This window comes from Mycobacterium sp. E3339, from assembly GCF_001666915.1.
Classification (GTDB): Bacteria; Actinomycetota; Actinomycetes; order Mycobacteriales; family Mycobacteriaceae; genus Mycobacterium.
On sequence record NZ_LZIZ01000081.1, the window covers coordinates 8,877 to 30,630 of the forward strand.

At 71.6% G+C, this 21,754-nt stretch carries 9 protein-coding genes; all 9 read left to right on the forward strand.

Annotated features, from left to right (window positions below; genetic code table 11):
- Positions 1-34 precede the first annotated feature (34 nt).
- Complete coding sequence (locus A5702_RS07180; RefSeq protein ID WP_068219482.1) at positions 35-3,535, forward strand: non-ribosomal peptide synthetase; 3,501 nt, start codon at positions 35-37, stop codon at positions 3,533-3,535.
- Positions 3,532-4,296, forward strand: a complete 765-nt coding sequence (locus A5702_RS07185) for a thioesterase II family protein (protein WP_068219485.1) — start codon at positions 3,532-3,534, stop codon at positions 4,294-4,296. The genes A5702_RS07180 and A5702_RS07185 overlap by 4 nt, the downstream gene beginning before the upstream one ends.
- Positions 4,289-5,599 carry a polyketide synthase gene (locus tag A5702_RS07190; protein ID WP_068219488.1) on the forward strand — a complete coding sequence of 437 codons (1,311 nt, stop codon included), beginning with the start codon at positions 4,289-4,291 and terminating at the stop codon, positions 5,597-5,599. The genes A5702_RS07185 and A5702_RS07190 overlap by 8 nt, the downstream gene beginning before the upstream one ends.
- Positions 5,599-8,595: a mycobactin polyketide synthase MbtD gene (gene mbtD, locus A5702_RS07195; protein WP_068219493.1), complete on the forward strand. Its 2,997-nt coding sequence runs from the start codon at positions 5,599-5,601 to the stop codon at positions 8,593-8,595. The genes A5702_RS07190 and mbtD overlap by 1 nt, the downstream gene beginning before the upstream one ends.
- Positions 8,592-15,152, forward strand: coding sequence for a non-ribosomal peptide synthetase (locus tag A5702_RS07200; RefSeq protein ID WP_068219499.1), 6,561 nt, complete (start codon positions 8,592-8,594; stop codon positions 15,150-15,152). Before mbtD ends, A5702_RS07200 begins: the two co-directional genes overlap by 4 nt.
- The gene (locus tag A5702_RS07205; protein ID WP_068219579.1) at positions 15,149-19,552 is read left to right on the forward strand and encodes a non-ribosomal peptide synthetase; all 4,404 of its coding nucleotides are present in this window, start codon (positions 15,149-15,151) and stop codon (positions 19,550-19,552) included. The genes A5702_RS07200 and A5702_RS07205 overlap by 4 nt, the downstream gene beginning before the upstream one ends.
- Positions 19,549-20,844 (forward strand): NADPH-dependent L-lysine N(6)-monooxygenase MbtG, encoded by a 1,296-nt coding sequence (gene mbtG / locus A5702_RS07210; protein ID WP_068219503.1) that lies wholly within the window; start codon positions 19,549-19,551, stop codon positions 20,842-20,844. The genes A5702_RS07205 and mbtG overlap by 4 nt, the downstream gene beginning before the upstream one ends.
- On the forward strand, positions 20,822-21,037 hold the full coding sequence (locus tag A5702_RS07215; protein WP_055400812.1) for an MbtH family protein: 216 nt from the start codon (positions 20,822-20,824) through the stop codon (positions 21,035-21,037). The genes mbtG and A5702_RS07215 overlap by 23 nt, the downstream gene beginning before the upstream one ends.
- Positions 21,038-21,198: 161 nt before the next feature.
- Positions 21,199-21,714, forward strand: coding sequence for a hypothetical protein (locus A5702_RS07220; protein ID WP_068219582.1), 516 nt, complete (start codon positions 21,199-21,201; stop codon positions 21,712-21,714).
- Positions 21,715-21,754: the final 40 nt, after the last annotated feature.

The window sequence follows — 21,754 nt, forward strand, 5'->3', positions numbered from 1 at the left end:
CTTAGGGCAGCCTTTGCTAATCCAGGGAGGGTTCGTGGTGCGTGCCTCGGCGCGCTCGGAAGGCATCCGGGCAGAGGTGGCCGACCTGCTCGGCCTCGGCGTCGACGACGTCCACCCCGGTACCGATCTCATCGCCCAGGGCCTGGATTCCATCCGGATGATGACCCTCGCGGGCCGCTGGCGCCGCCGGGGAATCGCCGTCGATTTCGCCACGCTGGCCGCCACCCCGACGATCGAGGCCTGGTCAGAGCTGGTTTGCGCGGATGCGCCGGCCGACTTCGCCGAGCACCAAGCCCCGGCGGCGGACACCCCGGGAGAGCCCTTCCCGCTGGCGCCGATGCAGCACGCCATGTGGGTCGGCCGCCAGGACAACCAGCCGCTCGGCGGGGTGGCCGGGCACCTTTACGTCGAGTTCGACGGCGGCCCGATCGACCCCGAACGGCTGCGCGCGGCGGCCACGGCGCTGGCCCGGCGCCACCCGATGCTGCGCGTGCAGTTCCTGCCCGACGGCACCCAATCCATCGCGGCGCCCGCCGGCCGGTTCCCGGTGGCGGTCGAGGACCTGCGCGGCCTGGACGGCGATGGGGTCGACGAGCGGCTGGCCGCCATCCGCGACGCCAAGTCGCATCAGCAGCTCGACGAAGCGGTGTTCGAGCTAGCCCTGACACTGCTGCCGGGCGAACGTTCGCGCTTGCACGTCGATTTGGACATGCAGGCCGCCGACGCCATGAGTTACCGCACCCTGATGGCCGACCTGGCCGCCCTGTATGTGGGCCACGGGCTGCCCGCACTGAGCTACACCTATCCGCAGTATCGCCGCGCCGTGGAGGCGGAGGACGCCCGGTCGCAACCGGCCCGCGACGCCGCCCGACAGTGGTGGGCGCAGCGCATCCCGCAGCTGCCGGACCCGCCGGCCCTGCCCGTCACCGGCGACCGGCGCTCGCGGCGCAGCACCCGGCTCTGGCACTGGCTCGACCCGCGGACCCGGGACGCCCTGTTTTCGCGCGCCCAGGCCCGCGGGCTGACCCCGGCGATGACATTGGCCGCGTCGTTCGCCAATGCCCTGGCGCGCTGGTCGACCACCTCGCGCTTCCTGTTGAACGTGCCATTGTTCGGGCGCCAGCCGCTGCACACCGACGTCGACTCGTTGGTCGGCGACTTCACCTCCTCGCTGCTGCTCGACGTCGACCTCACCGGCACGCGGACCGCAGCAGAGCGGGCGCGGGCCGTGCAGGACGCGATGCGGACCGCCGCCGCCCACTCCGCCTATCCCGGGTTGTCCGTGCTGCGGGACCTTGGCCGTCATCGGGGTGCGCAGGTGCTGGCGCCGGTGGTCTTCACCAGTGCGCTGGGGCTCGGCGACCTGTTCAGCCGCGATGTCACCACCCAATTCGGCGCGCCCGCGTGGATCATCTCCCAGGGCCCGCAGGTGTTGCTCGACGCTCAGGTCACCGAGTTCGACGGCGGCGTGCTGGTGAATTGGGATGTGCGCGAGGGCATCTTCGCCCCGGGCGTCATCGACGCGATGTTCGGCTACCACATCGACGAACTGGTTCGGCTGGCCTCCGCCGACGACAGCTGGGACGCCCCCGGGCCGTCGCCGTTGCCGGACGCGCAGCGCGCGGTGCGCGACGCGGTCAACGGCCGCACCGCCGAGCCCAGCGGAGAAGCGTTGCACGACGGGTTCTTCCGGCAAGCCGAGCAGCGGCCCGACGCGCCGGCAATATTCGCCGGTTCCGGTGACCTCAGCTACGCCCAGCTGCGCGACCAGGTGCGGGCGGTGGCCGGCGCGTTGCGCGCGGCCGGCGTCGGCGCCGGCGACACGGTCGCGGTGATGGGGCCCAAGACGGCCGAGCAGGTGCCCGCGCTGCTGGGCATCCTCAGCATCGGCGCGGTGTACCTGCCCATCGGCGCCGACCAGCCGCGCGACCGCGCGGAGCGCATCATCGAAACCGGCGCGGTGCGGCTGGCCCTGGTGTGCGGCGGGCAGCGGCTGTCGCCGCCCGTGCCGGAGTTGACGCTGGCCGACGTGCTGCGCGGCGAGCCGGCCGACATCGGCTCGGGCAGAATCGATCCCGGTCAGCTGGCCTACGTATTGTTCACCTCCGGCTCGACCGGCGAGCCCAAGGGCGTGGAGGTGACGCACGACGCCGCGATGAACACCGTGGAGTTCATCGCCCGGCACTTCGAGATCGGCCCCGCGGACCGGTGCCTGGCCCTGTCCACCCTCGAAGGCGACATCTCGGTGATGGACATCTTCGTGACCCTGCGGACGGGCGGGTCGATCGTGGTGGTCGACGAGGCGCAGCGCCGCGACCCCGACGCGTGGGCCCGGCTGATCGACGCCCACCGGGTCACCGTGCTGCACTTCATGCCGGGCTGGCTGGAAATGCTGATCGAGGTCGGCCGCGGACGGCTGTCGTCGGTGCGGGTGATCCCGACCGGCGGGGACTGGGTCCGCCCCGAGTTGGCGCGCCGGCTGCGGGCCGAGGCGCCCGACGTTCGCTTCGCCGGCCTGGGCGGTGCAACCGAAACCCCGGTTCACAACACGATTTTCGAGGTCGGCGACCCGAACGCATTGCCGCCCGACTGGACCGCCCTGCCCTACGGCGTGCCGCTGGACAACAACGCCTGTCGCGTGGTCAACGACGCGGGCGACGACTGCCCCGACTGGGTCGCCGGCGAGCTGTGGGTGTCCGGTCGCGGCATCGCGCGGGGCTACCGCGGACGCCCCGACCTCACCGCGGAGCGCTTCGTCGAGCACGCGGGACGAACGTGGTACCGCACCGGCGATTTGGCCAGGTATTGGCCCGACGGCACCCTCGAGTTCGTCGGGCGCGCGGACCACCGGGTCAAGATCAGCGGATATCGCGTCGAGCTCGGCGAGATCGAGGCCGCGATGCGGCGGCTGCCGGGGGTTGCGATTGCGGTGGCCGCCCTGGTCCCCGGATCCGGCGGGTCGGAGGTCCTGGCGGCCGCGGTCTGCCCGGAGAGCTCAGGCGCTGCGGCGCCGACCGCCGAGCTTCTCCGTGCGTCGATGGCCGAACTCGTTCCGGCGCACATGATTCCGCGACACTTCGCGCTCCTGGAGCGCATCCCGTTCACCAGCGCCGGAAAGATCGACCGTCGCGCAGTCGCCCGCGAGCTGGGCGCCGCGGTCTCGCTGTCCGAGCGGACCGGCTTCCGGGCCCCGTCGACGCCGCTGGAATCGGCCCTCGCCGCGCTCCTCGGCGATCTGCTCGGCGCGGATCAAGTCGGGCGCGACGACGACTTCTTCGCGCTGGGCGGGGATTCGGTGCTCGCCACCCAGGCCGTGGGCCGGATCCGGACCTGGCTGGACACCCCGAACATCATGGTCGCCGACATCTTCGCCAGCAGAACCGTTGCGGCCCTTGCCGAATTGCTCACCGGGCGCGAGCCGGACGCGGCACGGCTGGATCAGGTGGCCGAGCTGTACCTGGAAGTCATCCACCTGGATACCGACGCGGTGCTGTCGGCGGCGCATCAGACCGGGAAACCCGGGACGGCGCAATGACTTCCGAACCGCTGCTGAGCAGGCCGACCGAATTCGCGCCGTGGATCAAGCGTGCCGCCGCCCCGACCGCAAGCCGGCGCGCCGGCGCCACCGTCGTGTTTCCGCACGCGGGAGCCGCCGCGGCGGGGTACCGGGCGCTGGCGACCGCCCTGGCCGCGGGCGGTGACACCTACATCGTGCAGTACCCGCAGCGCGCGGACCGGCTGAGCCACCCCGCCCCCGACACCGTGCACGACCTGGCGCAGGGTCTGTTCGACGCGGGCCCGTGGAATAGCGTCGCGCCGCTCAGGCTGTTCGGGCACAGCATGGGGGCCGTCGTGGCGTTCGAGTTCGCCAGGATCGCCGAATCCCACGACATCCCCGTGCAGCGCCTGTGGGTGTCGGCCGGCCCGGCGCCGTCGGCCGTCGCCGCGATGCCGGCCTTGCCCACCACCGACGACGGATTGCTCGCCGACATCGCCGATCTCGGCGGCACCGATCCCGACCTGCTCGCCGACGAAGAGTTCGCCGAGCTGCTGACCACCGCGGTGCGTGCCGACTACCAGGCGGTCAACCGCTACGAGTGCGCCCCCGGCGTGCGCATCAGCGCCGACATCCGCGTGCTGGGGGCGCGCGACGACCACCGCGTCGATCCGGAAGCGTTGCGGCTGTGGGAGAACCACACGGCTGGCGCCTTCGAGCTGTTCCTGTACGACGGCGGACACTTCTATCTCGACGAGCACCTGGATGCCGTCGCGGAACGGGTGAACGCCGATGTCTGAGCGGCCTTACGACGCCGACCCGGTGGTGATCGTCGGCATGGCCGTCGAAGCGCCGGGCGGCATCGACACCGCCGAGGGGTACTGGGAGCTGTTGTCGCAGGGCCGAGAGGCCCTCGGCCCGTTCCCCACCGACCGTGGTTGGCAGGTCCGCGAGCTGCTCGCCGGGTCGCGGCGCAGCGGCTTCAAGGAAATCCATGACCGCGGTGGATTTCTCTCGGGTGCAACGACATTCGACCCCGAGTTCTTCGGCATCTCGCCGCGCGAGGCCGTCGCCATGGACCCCCAGCAGCGCGTTGTGCTTCGGGTGTCCTGGCGCGCGCTGGAAAACAGCGGCATTAACCCCGACGACCTGGCCGGGCACGACGCGGGCTGCTTCGTCGGCGCCTCGGCCACCGGATACGGGCCGCAGATGGCCGGCTTCTCCGAGCACAGCGGCCACCTGCTCGCCGGGACCGCGCTGAGCGTGATCTCCGGCCGGGTCGCCTACACGCTGGGGCTGGCCGGACCGGCGCTGACGGTGGATTCGTCGTGCGCGTCCGCGTTGGCGGCATTCCACGTCGCCGTGCGGTCGGTGCAGAACGGCGACTGCGACCTCGCGCTGGCCGGCGGCGTCAACGTGCTCGGCTCGCCGGGATTCTTCGTCGAGTTCTCCAAGCAACACGCCCTCTCCGACGACGGCCACTGCCGCCCCTACAGCGCCCAGGCCAGCGGCACGGTGTGGGCCGAGGGGGCGGCGATGTTTGTGCTGCAACGCAAATCGGCCGCGCTGCGCGCCGGCCGGCAGGTGGTCGCCGAGGTCCGCGCCACCGCCGTCAACCAGGACGGCCGCAGCGCCGGGCTCAGCGCCCCCAGCGGTGACGCGCAGGTCCGCCTGTTCCGGCGTGCAATGGCGCAGGCCGGGATTCGGCCCGAAGACGTCGGCATGCTCGAGGGCCACGGCACCGGTACCCGCCTCGGCGACCGCACGGAACTGCGATCGCTGGCGCAAACGTACGGCGACACGGCGCCCGGCGGCGGCGCGCTGCTGGGCTCGGTGAAATCCAACGTGGGGCACGCCTTGGCCGCCAGCGGGGCGCTCGGGCTGGCCAAGGTGCTGGTCTCCGCGGAGCACGGGGCGATCCCGCCGACCCTGCACGCCGCGGACCCGAGTCCCGAAATCGACTGGGAGGGCCAGGGTCTGCGCCTGGCGAAGGACCTGACCCCGTGGCCCGCGTTCGGTGGGCAGCGGATCGCGGCGACGTCGGCATTCGGCATCGCCGGTACCAACGCCCACGTGATCGTCTCCCTGCCCGAGGTCGCGTGATGCTGACGTCCCCCCTGCCCGACGCTCGCGTGCCCGTGCTGCTGTCCGCGCACGCCGAGGAGCTGATCGGTCAGGACGCCCGCGCGATCCTGGACCATCTGGACTCCGCGGGCGCCGATGCGGATGTCGCGGCGGTGGCGTCCAGCCTGCTGCGGCTGCGGCGGGTGCGACGGCACCGCGCGGTGGTTCGGGCGGCCGACCGCGCCGAGCTCGTCGCCGGGCTGGCCGCGCTGGCCCGCGGCGCGGAGCACCCGCTGGTCACCCGGTCGTCGATCGGCGTCGCACCGGGGATCGCCTTCGTGTTTCCCGGCCAGGGCAACCAATGGCAATCGATGGGCGCCGAAGCCTATCAACGGCTTCCGGCGTACCGGGCCGAGGCGGACCGATGCGCCCGGGCGTTTTTGGCCGCCGGGCTGCCGTCGCCGTTGCCCTACCTGACCGGGCAAGTCGACCGGGACTGGTCGCGCACCGAGATCCAGGGGGCGCAGTTCGCCCACGCGGTCAGCCTGGCCCAAGAATGGCGATTCCACGGCGTGCTCCCGGCAATCACCTTGGGGCACAGCCTCGGCGAGGTCGCGGCGGCCTACGTCGCCGGAACGATATCGCTGCCCGACGCGGTCGCCCTGGTTGGGGCCCGCGCCACCATCGTCGACCGCTTGACCGGTCACTACGCCATGGCGGTGCTGGGCGCCGGCGTCGACGACGCGGAGTCGTTGATCGGCGAAACGGTTGGCTGGCTGGAAGTCTCGGCGGTCAACGGGCCCTCGTCGACGGTGGTGTCCGGCGACCACGACGCGGTGGCCGCCGCGGTGCGGCGGGCCAGGCAACGCGGCGTGTTCACCCACCATCTGGCCGTGGACTATCCCGGGCACACCAGCGTCCTACGGCCATTGCGTCACCAGCTGGCCGAGCTGGTGCCCCGCTCGGCATTCGGAGACAGCCCGGTGCGATTCGTCGGGTCGACCTTCGGCGCGGAGGTCGGCAGCGACCGCGATTTCGGTGAGTATTGGTATGAAAACCTCTGCAACACCGTGCGGTTCGATCGCGCGGTGGCGGCGGCGCAAGGGCTGGGCGCCACCATCTTCGTCGAGCTGTCCGCGCATCCCGCGCTGCTGTATCCGCTCGCCGACCTCATCGACGAGCGGACGACCCTGGCCGTCGGCTCGGGACACCGCGATTCGACCATCACCGACACGCTCGCGGCCAACATCGCCGCCGTCGCAACCGCCGATCCCGGCTGCCAATGGGCCAACACGATTCCGGGCGGCGTCCGCCGTCCCCTGCGCGGGTTCCCCAACGCGCCCATGCGGGCGGTGCACCTCTGGGCGGCGCCCGAACCGGCGATCGAGACCGCGCCCGCCGCGGCGCTCACGGTCGCCGTCGAGCATTGGCGGCGGGCGGCATCGGCGCCGGCGGGGGGCGCCGACATCGGCTTCCACGGCGCGACCGGCACGTTGGCCCAACGGCTGATCGACGCCGTTGAGGCGCACGACAACTGCCGGGTGGTGTCACCGAACGACGCCGAGATCCTGGTCGTGGCCGCCCCGACATTCGACGAGCCGGAGCCCGCCGCGGCGATCGAGCAGATCGCGCGCCGGCCGGACGCGGGACTACCCGACTACCGCGCGCTGATCGGCCCTCGGTGCCGGGCCGTGTGGCTGCTCACCGCCGGCGCCGAAACCGTCGACCGGCATGACCCCACGGCGCTTCCCGGGCAGGCGGCGCTGGCCGCCATGCATCGCAGCGTCGGCTTCGAGTTCACCGACCAGGCCTTCGGACATCTCGACCTGGCGGGGCGAGACGTCGACGACCCGACGGCGCGCGCCGCGGTCGAGGCGTTGCTCGGCGAGGTGGCCGAGGTGGCGTTGCGGGGCAATGGTTCGCCGCGACGCTACGTGCGAACCTTGCGGGAGTGCCGCGACTCGGGGACCGCGCGCCCCCTCGACGCGGCCGCGCTGGACGACGTGGTGATCACCGGCGGCAGCGGGGCGATCGGCTTGCAGTACGCCCGATACTGCATCGAACGCGGGGCGCGGACCGTGACGCTGTTGAGCCGCAACGGCATCGACGAGCCCACACTGCGCCGGCTTACCGACGGCCACGACGTCGACGTGCGCGCCCCGCGGTGCGATATCACCGACCCGGCCGCGCTGGCCGACGCAGCCGCCGGGCACCCCGGCGCGTCTCTGGTGATCCATACCGCCGGCATCGCCGAGGCCCGCACGCGCGCCGAACTCACCGGCGCCGACGTCGCCGCGGTCTGCGCCGCGAAGGTGCGTGGCCTGGCGGCGCTGGCGGAGATGTGGCCGCTGCGGCCGGATTGCCGAATCCTGGCCTGCTCGTCGGTGTTCGGGGTATGGGGTGGCCACGCGCACGCGGCGTACGCCGCATCCAACCGCATGCTCGACGTCTTGGTCGCCCGGCTGCGCGGCGCGGGCCGCGACTGCGCGGCGATCCGGTGGGGCCTGTGGCAGGCCGCCGGCGTGGTGACGGGCGACGAGATCACCCGCACCGAACGCTCCGGCCTGATCGCGATGGCGCCCGAGCCGGCGATCGAGGCCGGCCTGCGCCGCTACGACGGCGATCCGCTGATCTTCCGCGCGGACTTCGACCGGCTTGCGGTCTTCTTCGAAAGCCAGGGCATGCCAATGCCGTTCACCACCGCCGGGGCCGCCGCCGCGGACGAGGACGGCGCGGCCAAGCCGCTCGGTGAGGTGGTGCGCGCCGAACTGGCCGCGACACTGCACCTGGGGGAGGCGGTCACGATCGACCCGAGCGCACCGCTCATCGACCTCGGCGTGGACTCGTTGCTCGCGCTCGACCTGCGCAAGCGGCTGCGTCGGACGGTCGGAAGGTCGGTCCCAGTCGCGCGCATGCTCGGCGGCATCACCCTCGACGAACTGATCGACGCGTTGCGCGTCGACCCCGGTGACGGGCCGCGACCGGACGCGCCACTCGACACCCCCGAACCGAGAAAGGTTGGACTCCCCGCGTGACGGACACCACCCGAACCGGCGCCCGTCTCGACGACGAGCGCCTGGAACTGTTGCGCCGCAAGATCGCCGAGCGCGGACTGGCCAGACCGGCCGCCGAGGCGCCCGTGGCCGCCAAAGACCAACCGCGCATGTCCGTCGGCCAGCACCGGATGTGGTTCGTGCAGTCGGTGGACCCGGACAGCGCGCTGCTCAACGTCTGTGTGTCCTACCGGGCCACCGGGGTGGTCGACCTCCAGCGATTGCGGCGCGCGGTCGACGCCGTGGCCGCGCGGCACCAGGTGCTGCACACCACCTATGCCACCGGCCCGGACGGCGACCCGTATCCGGTTGTCCGCGAGGAGTTGCGGCCCGAGTGGGCCGAACACGATCTGTCGGAGTTGACCGAGCAAGCCCGGCGGTTGCGGCTGGACGTGCTGGCGCAACGGGACTTCCGCCGGCCCTTCGACCTCGCCAAGGACTCCCCGCTGCGGGTCACGGCGGCGCGCTTGTCGGGCGACGAGCTGATGCTGTTGATCACGGCTCACCACATCGCCTGGGACGACGCCTCGTGGACACCGTTTTTCACCGACCTCACCCGCGCATACACCGACGACCTCGGCGCTCTCCCCGCCATAACCGCACCCGCGCCGGACGAAGCGGCCGATCCCGGCGCGGACTTCGAATATTGGCGGCCCCTGATGGCGAATCTGCCCGAGCCGCTTGAGCTTCCGGGACCCAACGGGTCGGTGGTGCCAAGCACCTGGCGTGCCCAGCGCGCCACCACGCGGTTGGCGGCGGCCACCGTCGACAAGGCCGCGGCGCTGGCGCGCGAGACCGGCGCCACCCCGTACATGGTGCTGATGGCCGCCTTCGCCGCGCTGGTCCACCGCTACACCCAGTCAACGGACTTCCTGGTCGCCGCCCCCGTGCTCAACCGCGGCGTCGGGAGCGAATCCGCCATAGGCTACTACGGAAACACCGTGGTGATCCGGCTGCGGCCGCAGCCCCACCAAACATTCCGGGAGCTACTGGCCCAAACCCGCGACAGCGCGGTTGGCGCCTTCGCCCACTCGCGCGCCGACCTGGACTGGCTGGTGCGCGAGTCCAATCCCGATCGTCGCCACGGCGCCGACCGGATGACGAGGGTGAGCTTCGGGCAGCGAGAGCCCGACGGCGCCGGCTTCTGCCCGCCCGGCGTGCGGTGCGAGCGCGGTGAGTTGCGCGGTCAATTCAACCAGCTGCCATTGAGTTTCATGATCGAGCTGGACCGCTCGGCCGGCGGCGGGTCCGTCGAGGCCGAATACCTGGTCGAGGTGCTTGATCAGCGGCTGGTGGAGCAGCTGCTCCGGCACTACGGCGTATTGCTGGATAGCGCGCTGACCGACCCCGATGCAGCGCTGTCGGCCTGCGCGCTGATGGACGCCGACGACGCCGAGTGGTTGCGCTGGGCCGCGACCGGGGCGGCGTTCGAAACCCCGGCCGCCACCCTGCCCGCGCTGGTCACCCGCCGGGCGGCGCGCTCGCCCGACGCCATCGCCGTCGTCTACGAGGGCCGCGAGTACACCTACCGCGAGATCGACGAAGAGTCGAACCGCCTGGCGCACTGGCTGATCGAGCGGGGAATCGGCACCGAGGACCGCGTGGCGGTGCTGCTGGACAAGTCACCCGAATTGGTCATCACCGCGCTGGGCGTGCTCAAGGCCGGAGCGGTCTACCTGCCGGTCGACCCCACCTACCCCGAGGATCGCCTGACCTTCATCCTGGGCGACGCCGACGCCAAACTGGTGCTGCGCGAGCCGGTCACCGGGCTGTCGCGGTACCCGGCCACGGCGCCGGCCGAACTGCTCCGCCCGCTGAGCCCCGACAACACGGCCTACCTGATCTACACCTCCGGTTCGACCGGCCTGCCCAAGGGTGTTCCGGTGCCGCACAAGCCGATCGCCGAGTACTTCGTCTGGTTCGGCGAGGAGTACCACGTGGACGAAACCGACCGGCTGCTGCAGGTCGCCTCGCCGAGCTTCGACGTGTCCATGGGCGAGATCTTCGGCACATTGATCATGGGCGCCAGGCTGGTGATCCCGCGCCCCGACGGGCTGCGCGACATCGGCTACCTGACCGACCTGCTGAGCCGCGAAGGCATCACCTCGATGCATTTCGTGCCGTCGCTGCTGGGCCTGTTCCTGTCGCTGCCCGGCGTCAGCCAGTGGCGCACCCTGCGGCGCGTGCCCATCGGCGGCGAGGCCCTGCCGGGCGAGATCGCCGACAAGTTCCACGCCACCTTCGACGCGCTGCTGTACAACTTCTACGGACCGACCGAGACCGTCGTCAACTGCACCAGCTTCCCGGTGGAGGGGGCCCAGGGCACCCGGGTGGTGCCCATAGGACGCCCGAAGATCAACACGCAGGTGTATCTGCTCGACAACGCGCTGCGGCCCGTCCCCGCCGGCGTGATCGGCGAAATCTACATCGGTGGAACGCATGTCGCGCACGGATACCACCGCCGGCCCGCATTGACGGCCGAGCGGTTCGTCGCCGACCCGTTCACGCCGGGCGCCCGGTTGTATCGCTCCGGCGACCTCGCCCGCCGCAACGCCGACGGGGACATCGAATTCGTCGGGCGCGCCGACGAACAGGTCAAGATCCGCGGCTTCCGCATCGAGCTGGGCGAGGTCGCCGCCGCCATCTCGGTCGACCCGAGCGTCGGACAAGCCGTCGTGCTGGCCATGGACCTACCCCGGCTGGGCAAGAGCCTGGTCGGATACGTGACGCCCGCCCCGGGCGGCGGCCCGGAAACCGTTGACGTGGAACGCATTCGCGCGCGGGTGGCGGCTGCGCTGCCGGACTACATGACGCCGGCGGCTTACGTGCCGCTCGAGGAGATCCCGATCACGGCGCACGGCAAGATCGACCGCGCCGCACTGCCCCAACCGCAGATCACGGCCGTCACCGAATACCGCGACCCCACCACCGTCACCGAACGCCGCATCGCCGCACTGTTTTCCACGCTGCTCGGTCACGACCGGGTGGGCGTCGACGACTCGTTCTTCGACCTGGGCGGTCACTCGCTGGTGGCCACCAAACTCGTGACCGCGATCCGCTCGGAGTGCGGCGTGGAGTTGGGCATCCGGGAAGTCTTCGAGCTCGCCACGGTGGGCCTGTTGGCGGAGCGGGTCGATCGGCTGAGTTCCGGGGAGCCCAGGCAGGCGCGGCCCAAGCTGATCGCGACCGCGCACGACCAGCCGTTGCCCCTGTCGGCGTCGCAGCTGCGCAGCTGGTTCGCCTATCGCATCGACGGGCCCAGCTGGGTCAACAACATTCCCTTCGCCGCGAAGCTGAGCGGGCCGTGGGACATCGACGCGCTGATCGCCGCCGTCGGCGACGTCGTCGCCCGTCACGAGATCCTGCGCACCTCGTATGTGGAGCTGGACGGCGTGCCTTACCAGGTGGTCGGCCCCGCCGGCGAGGTTCCGGTGCGCCGGGCGACCGGGCCCGACGACGCCTGGCTGCGGGAGCAGCTGGACGTCGAGCGCCAGCACTGCTTCGAGCTGGACCGTGAGCTGCCGGTGCGAATCGCGTTGTTGCGCACCGACGCTGACGCCGCGGACCACGTGCTGTCACTCGTGATCCATCACATCGCCTCCGACCACTGGTCGGCGGGGGTGCTGTTCGCCGACGTGATGACCGCGTACCGGGCCCGCCGGGCGGGGGAGGCCCCGGCGTGGGCGCCGCTTCGGGTGCAGTACGCCGATTACGCGGCCTGGCAGGGCGCGTTCCTGGGCGACGCGGCCGGTCAGGAATCCAGCATCGCCGCGGAGCAGCGGGAGTACTGGAATCGGCAGCTGGCCGGTCTGCCGGAGGACACCGGGCTGCGGCCGGACTTCCCGCGCCAGCCCGTCCCCACCGGGGAGGGCGAATCGGTCGACTTCCGCATCGACGCGGCCACCCGCGCCAAACTCGCCGAGTTGTGCCGCGAGTTGGGCATCACCGAATTCATGCTGCTGCAAACCGCTGTCGCCGTGGTGCTGCACAAGGCGGGCGGCGGCCTCGACATCCCGCTGGGCACCCCGGTTGCCGGACGCCCCGAGTCCGAATTGGACCAACTGATCGGGTTTTTCGTCAACATCCTGGTGTTGCGCAACGACCTGACCGGTAACCCGACCCTGCGTGAACTGCTGACCCGCGCCCGCGAGACGGCGTTGGCCGCCTACGCGCACCAGGATCTGCCCTTCGACCGGGTGGTCGACAGCGTCAGCCCGGTGCGCTCGCTGTCGCGCAATCCGCTGTTCCAGGTCGTAGTGCACGTCCGCGACCACCTGCCCGCCACGCGAGTGATCGAGCAGGCCCCCGACGGCGGGCAGGACACCGTGTGCACCTCGCTCGACCCCGTGTTCGACATGGCGCACGCGGATCTCAGCGTCAACTTCTTCGGCACCGACGGCACCGGCACCTCGGCGGGCATCGGCTACAACGGCAACCTGATCTTCCGCACCGAGCTCTACAGTAGGACCACCATCGAGCGCCTGGCCGGCTGGCTGACCCGGGTGGTCACCGAGTTTGCCACCGACGTGGATCAGACGTTGCGGGACGTGCAGCTGATCGGCGCCGAAGACCGGCGGCGCATGCTGCAGGACTGGAGCCGGGGCGAGTTGCCGCCGCACGACCGGCCGCGCACCATCGGAGAATTGCTGCGGCCCAGCCGAAGCCTGGGGCCCGACCGGATCGCGGTGCGATGCGGCGGTGAGCGCATCGATTACCCTGCGCTGCACCGCCGTTCGGACAACCTGGCGGCCCTGCTCGCAGGCCACGGCGTGGGGCCCGGGACGCTGGTCGGGCTCTCGACCCGGCGGAGCATCGACCTCGTGGTGGCGCTGGTCGCCATCATGAAGGCCGGCGCCGGTTACTTCCCCATCGACCCCGGCTACCCGCCGGCGCGCAAGCAGTTCATGCTTGACGACGTCGCGCCGCCGGTGGTGCTGGCCACGGCCGAAGCGCTCGACGGCATGCCCGACGTCGCCGGCGTCGCCGTCATCTCACTGGACGACCCGCGGGTGCGGGCCGCGATCGAGAACGGGGAAGTCGATCCCCGGGCGGCCTGGCTGCCGCTGCCGCACCCGGACGACCCGATGTACCTGGTCTTCACGTCGGGCTCCACCGGCAAGCCGAAGGGGGCGGTCGGCACCCATCGGTCGATGGCCTCCCGGCTGGACTGGCAGCTGCGGCACTACCCGCCGCGGACCGACGACGTCCGATTGGCCCAGGCCTCGATCACGTTCCTCGAGGGCGGGATGGAGATGCTGGCCGGATTGGCGGCCGGCGCCACCATGATCCTCGCCGACGACGCCGAACACCGTGACCCGGAAGCCCTCGGGGACTTGATGATCCGGCATTCGGTCGCCCAGGTGACCGCCGTGCCGAGCCTGGTCTCGGCGCTGGTCGACAGCCGGCCCGAGGCGCTGCGAGCGCTGTCCCGGCTGGTGTGCGGCGGGGAGCCGGTGAGCGCCTCGCTGCTGCGGCGGCTGGTGTCGGTGTGCGCCGGTGCCGACGTCGAGCTGTTGAACAACATCGGTTCGACCGAAACCTCCGGTGCGGTGTCCCGCGGGCGGCTCGCGCCGCCGAATCCGCTTGTCGGCAGGCCCGTTCCGGGTGCGGACGCCTACCTGCTCGACGACGGCTTGCGGCCGGTTCCCGTCGGAGTGGTGGGCGAGCTGTATTACGCGGGCGACCAGCTGGCCCGGGGGTACTGGCGGCGGCCGGCGCTGACCGCATCCCGGTTCGTGGCCAATCCGTATGCCCGCCGGCCCGGTTCGCGCCTGTATCGCAGCGGCGACCTGGCCCGGTGGACCGAGGACGGCCTGCTCGAGTTCGTCGGGCGCTCCGACCACCAGGTGCAGGTGCGCGGTTTCCGCGTCGAGCTGGCCGAGGTGGAGGCCGCGCTGGCGGGGGCTGACGGCGTCGCCGCCGCGGCGGCGCGCACCTGGGAAGTGCACGGCGGCACCTCCCTGGCGGGATACGTTGTGCCCCAACGTCCCGTCGTCGACGACGGTGATAAGGCGGCGTTCGCGGCCGAGGTGCGCGCCGCGATCGCCACCCTGCTGCCCGGCTACATGATGCCCTCGTCGCTGACCGTGCTCGACGCGCTGCCCAAGACGGAGTCCGGCAAGCTGAACCGGCCCGGGCTGCCACGGCCGGCGGTCAGCACCGGTGGGCAGGCCGAACCGTCGCGCACCGACACCGAACGGGCGCTGGCCAAGGTGTTCGCCGAGTTGCTCTCGACTCCCGAGGTGGGGCGGTCCGACGACTTCTTCGCCCTCGGCGGCGACAGCATCCTGTCGGTTCAGCTGGCCGCGCGGGCGCGGGCCGTCGGACTGGCGATCAGCCCCCGGATGATCTTCGAGAACCCGACCGTGCGGCAGCTGGCCGCGGCCGTCGACGCCCTAGGCGACAAGGACATTGATGCGGGTTCGTTCGACGAGCCGGCCGACACCCGCTTCGCGCCGATGACCGCGTCCGGGCTGTCGGCCGACGATTTGGCGGCCGTGACGCAGCTGTGGTCGTCGTCGCGGGACGGGACGCCATGACGACGACCGAAGATGTCGCGCCCGACATCGAGGACGTGATGGCGCTGAGCCCGCTGCAAGAGGGCTTGTACTCGCTGACCACGCTCGCCGAATTCCGCGACGGGGAGGCCGATGACCCGTACGTGATCGGCATGGCCGCCGACGTTTCCGGCGCGCTGGACGTCGCGCTGTTACGGGGCTGCGCGGCAAAGATGTTGGCGCGCCACCCCAACCTGCGGGCCAGCTTCTTCAGCCGGGGCATCGCACGCCCCGTGCAGATCGTGCCGTCGAGGGTCGACCTGCCCTGGCGCACGGTCGCCGCCGCGCCCGAGGATGTGCGGGCACTCGAGGCCGGCGAACGCCGACGGCCGTTCGACCTGGAACGCGGGCCGGCCATCCGCTTCCTGCTCATCGAATTGCCCGATGCGCGATGGCGATTGGTGCTCACCGCCCATCACATCGTGATCGACGGCTGGTCGTTGCCGGTGTTCGTCAATGAGATGATGACGTTGTATCAGGCGGGCGGCGACGTGGCGGCGCTGCGGGCCGCCCCGCGGCCGTACCGCGACTACATCGGCTGGCTGTCGAGCCGGGATCCGCAGGCCAGTCAACAGATCTGGTGTCAGCACCTGGCGGGCCTGCCCGGCCCCACCCTGTTGTCCGCCGCGCTCGGCTCCAGCGAGGGCGGGCGGTCCGGGCTGCCCCGGACCACCGAACTGCGGATGCCCGCCGAGGACACCGCGCGGTTGGTCGAGGAGAGCCGGTCCCGCGGCATCACCGTCAACACCCTGATGCAGATGGCGTGGGCGGTGGTGTTGTCCCGGCTGACCGACACCGACGACGTGGTTTTCGGGGTCACGGTATCCGGCAGGCCGCCCGAACTGACCGGCGTGGAGACCATGATCGGCCTCTTCATCAACACCGTCCCCCTGCGGGTGCGGCTCGACCCCGCCGCGGCGGCCGGTGAACAATGCCGGGCGGTGCAGCGCAGCGCCGCGCTGCTGCGCGAACACGGTTACCTCGGGCACGCGCAGCTGCGGGCGCTGGGCGGGGTCGGCGAGATGTTCGACACCCTGCTGGTTTACGAGAACTTCCCGCTGGACGGGCTCACGGCCTCAACCGAATTGACCGCCGCCGGTGCGACTTTCCGGCCCTCCGCGCTGCAAACGTTGTCGCACTTCCCGATCACCATCGCCGCCCACATGGAAGCCGGCGAACTGGTGGTGCTCATCGAGGTCATCGAGGGTGCGCTGGGCGCCACCCCCGCGGCCGCCTTCGGGCGGCGGGTCCTGACCACGGCCGAGCGCCTGCTGCGCGACTGGGAGCGCCCGCTGCGCGACGTCAGCGTCCTCTTCCAGGACGAGGTCGTCCCGCCGCGCGCGGCCGGAGCGCTCCCGGCGCCGCCCGTCGGGATCCACGCCCGATTCGCCGAAGTCGCCCGCAGGACCCCGGACCGCCCGGCGGTCAACTGGGCCGGCGGCACGCTGACCTACCGCGAGCTGGATGCCCGCACCGACGGGCTGGCCGCCCGGCTCGCCCGACACGGCGTGCGGCCCGAAACCCCGGTCGGTATTCGGCTTTCCCGCGGCCCGCAGTACGTCGCCGCGATGCTCGCCGTGCTCAAAGCCGGCGGCGCGTGCGTCCCGATGGAACCCGCGACGCCCCCGCAACGGGTGGACTCCATCCTGCGGCAGACCGGCGCGTCGATCGTGATCGACGACGACTGGCTGGCGACCGGCGAACCCGCCGACGGCGACTTTCGCCCGGCCGGCGTGGCACCCGGGCAGGCGGCGTATGTCGTCTTCACGTCGGGGACGACGGGAGAACCCAAGGGCGTCATCGGAACTCACGCGGCGGTGGGCGCCTACGCCGACGACCACCTGGCCGCCGTGCTGCGACCGGCGGCCGCCCGACTGGGCCGACCACTGCGTGTCGCGCACGCATGGTCGTTCGCGTTCGACGCCGCCTGGCAGCCGCTGGTCGCGCTGCTCGACGGCCACGCGGTGCACATCGTGGACGAACACACCCAGACCGACGCCGAGGCGCTGGTCGCGACGATCGCCGAGCACGGCATCGACATGATCGACACCACCCCGTCGATGTTTGCCCAACTCGCCGCGTGCGGTTTGCTCAGCACCGTCCCGCTCGCCGTGCTGGCGCTGGGTGGGGAACCGCTCGGCAAACCGGCGTGGGAGCTGATCCGCGCCGAGTGCGCACGCGCGGGGATGACGGCCTACAACTGCTACGGGCCCACCGAAACCACCGTTGAGGCCATCGTCGCCGCGATCCCGGAGCACGACGAGCCGTCGATCGGGCGGCCGACCCAGCACACCCGCGGTTACGTGCTGGACTCCGCGCTGCGTCCCGTGCCGTTCGGCGCCACCGGCGAGCTGTATCTGGCCGGCGCCCAGCTGGCCCGCGGGTATCTCGGCCGTCCCGCGGAGACCGGCCACCGCTTCACCGCCGACCCCTTCGCGCCCGGTGAACGGATGTACCGCACAGGCGATTTGGTACGTCGCGGCCCGGACGGTTCGCTGCAGTACGTGGGCCGCGCGGACGCCCAGGTGAAGATCCGCGGTTACCGCGTCGAACCGGGCGAGATCGCGGCCGCGCTCGAATCACACCCCGGCGTGTGGCGCGCGGGCGTGCTGGTCCGCCGCGGGCCCTCGGGCGCGCGGCTGACCGCCTACGTGGTCGCGTCCGACGCCGCGCCGCACCCGCCGTCGGCGGCGCAACTGCGCGGCATGCTGGCATCGCGGTTGCCGCGCTACATGATCCCGCAGCGCATCGTCGCGGTCGACGAAATCCCGCTGACCGTCAACGGCAAGCTGGACGAGGCCGCGCTGAGCGCGTTCGACGTCGCCGAGGCGGATACCGGCGGCGCCGAACCCGAGACTCCCACCGAAGCCGCGCTGGCCGAACTGCTGTCGGAGCTGCTGGCTCAGCCGCGAGTCGACGTGGCCGCCGATTTCCTGCAGCTGGGCCTGGACAGCATCGTGGCGCTGTCGGTGGTGCAGGCGGCCCGGGCGCGGGGGATCGCCCTGCGCGCCCGGCTCATCCTCGAGTGTGCCAACATCCGGGAGCTGGCGGGGGCCATCGATGCCGAAACCCTCATCGCCACAAGCGATGTCGAGCGCAGCGCCGAGTCCATGCCGGTGCTGCCCAACGGTCGTTGGCTTTACGAACACGGCGAGCCGCGGCGGCTGGCGCAGACCGAAGCCATCCGGCTGCCCGCCGACGTCAGCCGCGAGCAACTCGACACCGCGCTCGCCAGCATCGTGGACGGTCACGAGGTGCTGCGCACGCGACTGGACCGCGCCGCGATGACCCTGGTTCCGGCGCAACCCGCCGAGATCCTCACCGAGGTGGCCGTGACGGACGACCTGCACGCGGCGGTGCCCGAACACGTCGCGCGGGCCGTGGACCGCCTCGATCCGCAGCGCGGAGCGCTGCTTGCCGCGACGTGGCTCCGCCCGCCGACCGGGCGAAGCGTCCTGTTGCTGACCGCCCACGTGCTCGCGATGGATCCGGCGTCGTGGCGGGTGGTCCTCGGCGAATTGGACGCCGCCCTAACGGCTTTGGTCGCCGGCCGCTCGCCGGCACCGATCCGCGAGCACACCAGCTACCGGCGCTGGGCCGGTGCGCTCGTCGAGCGCGCCCGCGGGCTGGACACGGTGCAATTCTGGGCCGCCCAGTCCGACGGCGACGACCCGGACCTCGGCGCGCGACGGGTCGATCCGGCCCGTGACCGCGCCCGCGATCTGAACGTCCGGATGATCGCCACCGATGCCGACATCACCCGCCGGCTGCTGGACTCCGGGCTGCCGTTGCCGCACCTGCTGATCGCCGCCACCGCGGCGACGGTGACGCGGTGGCGGCGCTCCCGCAACCAGGCCACGCCGCCGCCCCTGCTGGCGCTCGAAACACACGGGCGCGCAGACGCTCTGGTCGACGGGTCGGGCGCGCACGGCATCGACACCGGTGACACCGTCGGGCTGCTGAGTTCCATCTACCCGATGCGGGTGCGCTCGGCCGACCCGCGAGCCGTGGGCGAGCAGCTGGCGGCCATCCCGGGTGACGGGCTGGACTACGGGTTGCTGCGCTACCTGCGCGCCGACACCGCCGAACGCCTCGCCCCGTTGCCGGCGCCGCAACTTTTGCTGAACTACCTCGGCGCCGCCCACGCCGGCGGCGGCGCCGCGCTGACGCTGGAACGTGAACTGCTCGCCGGGGTGTCGCCGCAACCGGAACCGGAGCTGGCGGTGCGCCACGAGCTCACCATCGTGGCCGCCATGCTGACGTTCGACGGCCAGCGGGTGCTGGCCGCGCAGTGGCGCGCGCTGCCCGACATCCTCGGCGAGGCCGATCTGGCCGAACTGCAACACCTTTGGATCGAATCGCTGCGGGAGATGGTGACATGAGCACACTTGCGATCCTGGGCGCGGGCGCCAAGGCGGTGGCCGTCGCCGCCAAGGCGTCCGTGCTGCGCGACATGGGCGTCGACGCCCCCGAGGTGATCGCGGTCGAACGCATCGGCGTCGCGGCCAACTGGCAGGCCAGCGGCGGTTGGACCGACGGGGCGCACCGGCTGGGCACCAGCCCGGAGAAGGACGTGGGATTCCCCTACCGCTCGGCGCTGGTCCCGCGCCGCAACGCCGAACTCGACGAACGGATGACCCGCTACAGCTGGCAGTCCTACCTGATCGCCACGGCGTCGTTCGCCGAATGGATCGACCGCGGCCGACCGGCGCCCACCCATCGCAAATGGAGCCAGTACCTGGGTTGGGTGGCCGACCACCTGGGCCTCGACGTGGTGCGCGGCGAGGTGGAGCGGCTGGCCGTCAACGGCGAGAAGTGGGCGCTGCACACCCACGAGACCACCGTGGCGGCCGACGCCCTGATGATCACCGGGCCCGGCCAGGCCGAGAAGTCGCTGCTGCCCGGCAATCCGCGCATGCTGTCGATCGCCCAGTTCTGGGACCGCGCCGCGGGCCACGACCGGATCACCGCCGAACGGGTGGCCGTCATCGGCGGCGGTGAGACGGCGGCGTCGATGCTCAATGAGCTGTTCCGGCACCGGGTTTCGACCATCACCGTCATTTCGCCGCAGGTGACGCTGTTCACCCGGGGGGAGAGCTTCTTCGAGAACTCGCTGTTCTCCGACCCCACCGACTGGACCGCCCTGACGCTGGCCGAACGCCGCGACGCGCTCGCCCGCACCGACCGCGGCGTGTTCTCGGCCAACGTGCAGGAAGCCCTGCTGGCCGACGACCGCATCCGGCACCTGCGGGGCCGGGTGGCCCACGCCGTGGGCCGCGACGGGCAGATCCGGCTCACCCTGTCCACCAACCGCGGCAGCGAGAACCTCGAGACGGTGCACGGTTTCGATCTGGTCATCGACGGATCGGGGGCCGATGCGCTGTGGTTCACGTCCTTGTTCGGCCAGGACGTGCTCGACCTGCTGGAGCTCGGCCTGGGCGGCCCGCTGACGGCCGATAGCCTGCAGGAAGCGATCGGCTATGACCTGGCGGTCAGCGACGTCACGCCCAAGCTGTTCCTGCCCAACCTGTCCGGGCTGACGCAGGGGCCGGGGTTTCCGAACCTCAGCTGCTTGGGATTGCTGTCCGACCGGGTACTAGGAACCACTGGGGGCTTAATGGGGGCGCCCAAGCACACGACAAGGAGACGCGATGAGCATCAACCCCTTCGATGACGAGAACGGCACCTTCTTCGTCCTCGTCAACGACGAGGACCAGCACAGCCTGTGGCCGAGCTTCGCCGACAAGCCGGCGGGGTGGCGGGTGGTGCACGGCGAGGCCAGCCGCGAGGAGTGCCTGGAGTACATCGAGAAGAACTGGACCGACATCCGGCCCAAGAGCCTCCAGGAATCGATCAAGCGCCGCTGACGCGGCGTAGCCGTAGCGCCGCCGTAACGTGACCGGCCCGAGACGCAATCGCCGGCGACACCGTGCACACTTACACCAACTACACCGTGGTCACGCGGAACCGTGTGGGGGACAAGATCACTGACTTCCCGACATGGTGCGCGCGTATCGAAGGGGGAACCGTGAGGACCGTTAAAACTCTTGCCACCGGCGTGGCGGCGTTCGCCGTCATAGGGGGAGCCGCCGGTGGCGGTTTCGTCGCCGCACCGATGGACCAGGTGCAACTGGCCGCGTTCGGCGCGCCGTTGCCGCAGGACCCGCCACCGCCGCCCCCGGCGCCCGGCGCCCTGCCGACGCCGGAGCAGCTGTCGACCCTGTGCAACCAGGCCACCGACCCGGGCGTCTCGTATACGACCAAGAACAACCTGGTGGAAAACGGCATCAGCCCCGACGAGGGCCACGTGGCCGACCACGATCTGCGAAAGGCGTACCGCAACGGGAACTTCCCGGAGACGTTCGCCGTGACGAACATCGCGCCGGCCGGCCCGAACCTGGCCCAGGCCGACGTCGCCATCTCGGGACCGAAGTTCGCCGGCCCGGTGCAAAAGCACCTGGTGTTCGTCAACCAGGGCGGCAACTGGATCCTGCAGCACGACGCCGCGATCGCCCTGATCCAGGCGGCGACTGCCACCAACTAGGTGGCCGGTATTCTGGGCGCCCACACAGCCGGCGCACAGG

Bases quoted from the DNA above. Each gene is read 5' to 3' on its own strand.
- A5702_RS07215 (WP_055400812.1), top strand. From the start codon at position 20,822: ATGAGCATCAACCCCTTCGATGACGAGAACGGCACCTTCTTCGTCCTC.
- A5702_RS07190 (WP_068219488.1), top strand. From the start codon at position 4,289: ATGTCTGAGCGGCCTTACGACGCCGACCCGGTGGTGATCGTCGGCATG.
- A5702_RS07185 (WP_068219485.1), top strand. From the start codon at position 3,532: ATGACTTCCGAACCGCTGCTGAGCAGGCCGACCGAATTCGCGCCGTGG.
- mbtD (WP_068219493.1), top strand. From the start codon at position 5,599: ATGCTGACGTCCCCCCTGCCCGACGCTCGCGTGCCCGTGCTGCTGTCC.
- mbtG (WP_068219503.1), top strand. From the start codon at position 19,549: ATGAGCACACTTGCGATCCTGGGCGCGGGCGCCAAGGCGGTGGCCGTC.
- A5702_RS07205 (WP_068219579.1), top strand. From the start codon at position 15,149: ATGACGACGACCGAAGATGTCGCGCCCGACATCGAGGACGTGATGGCG.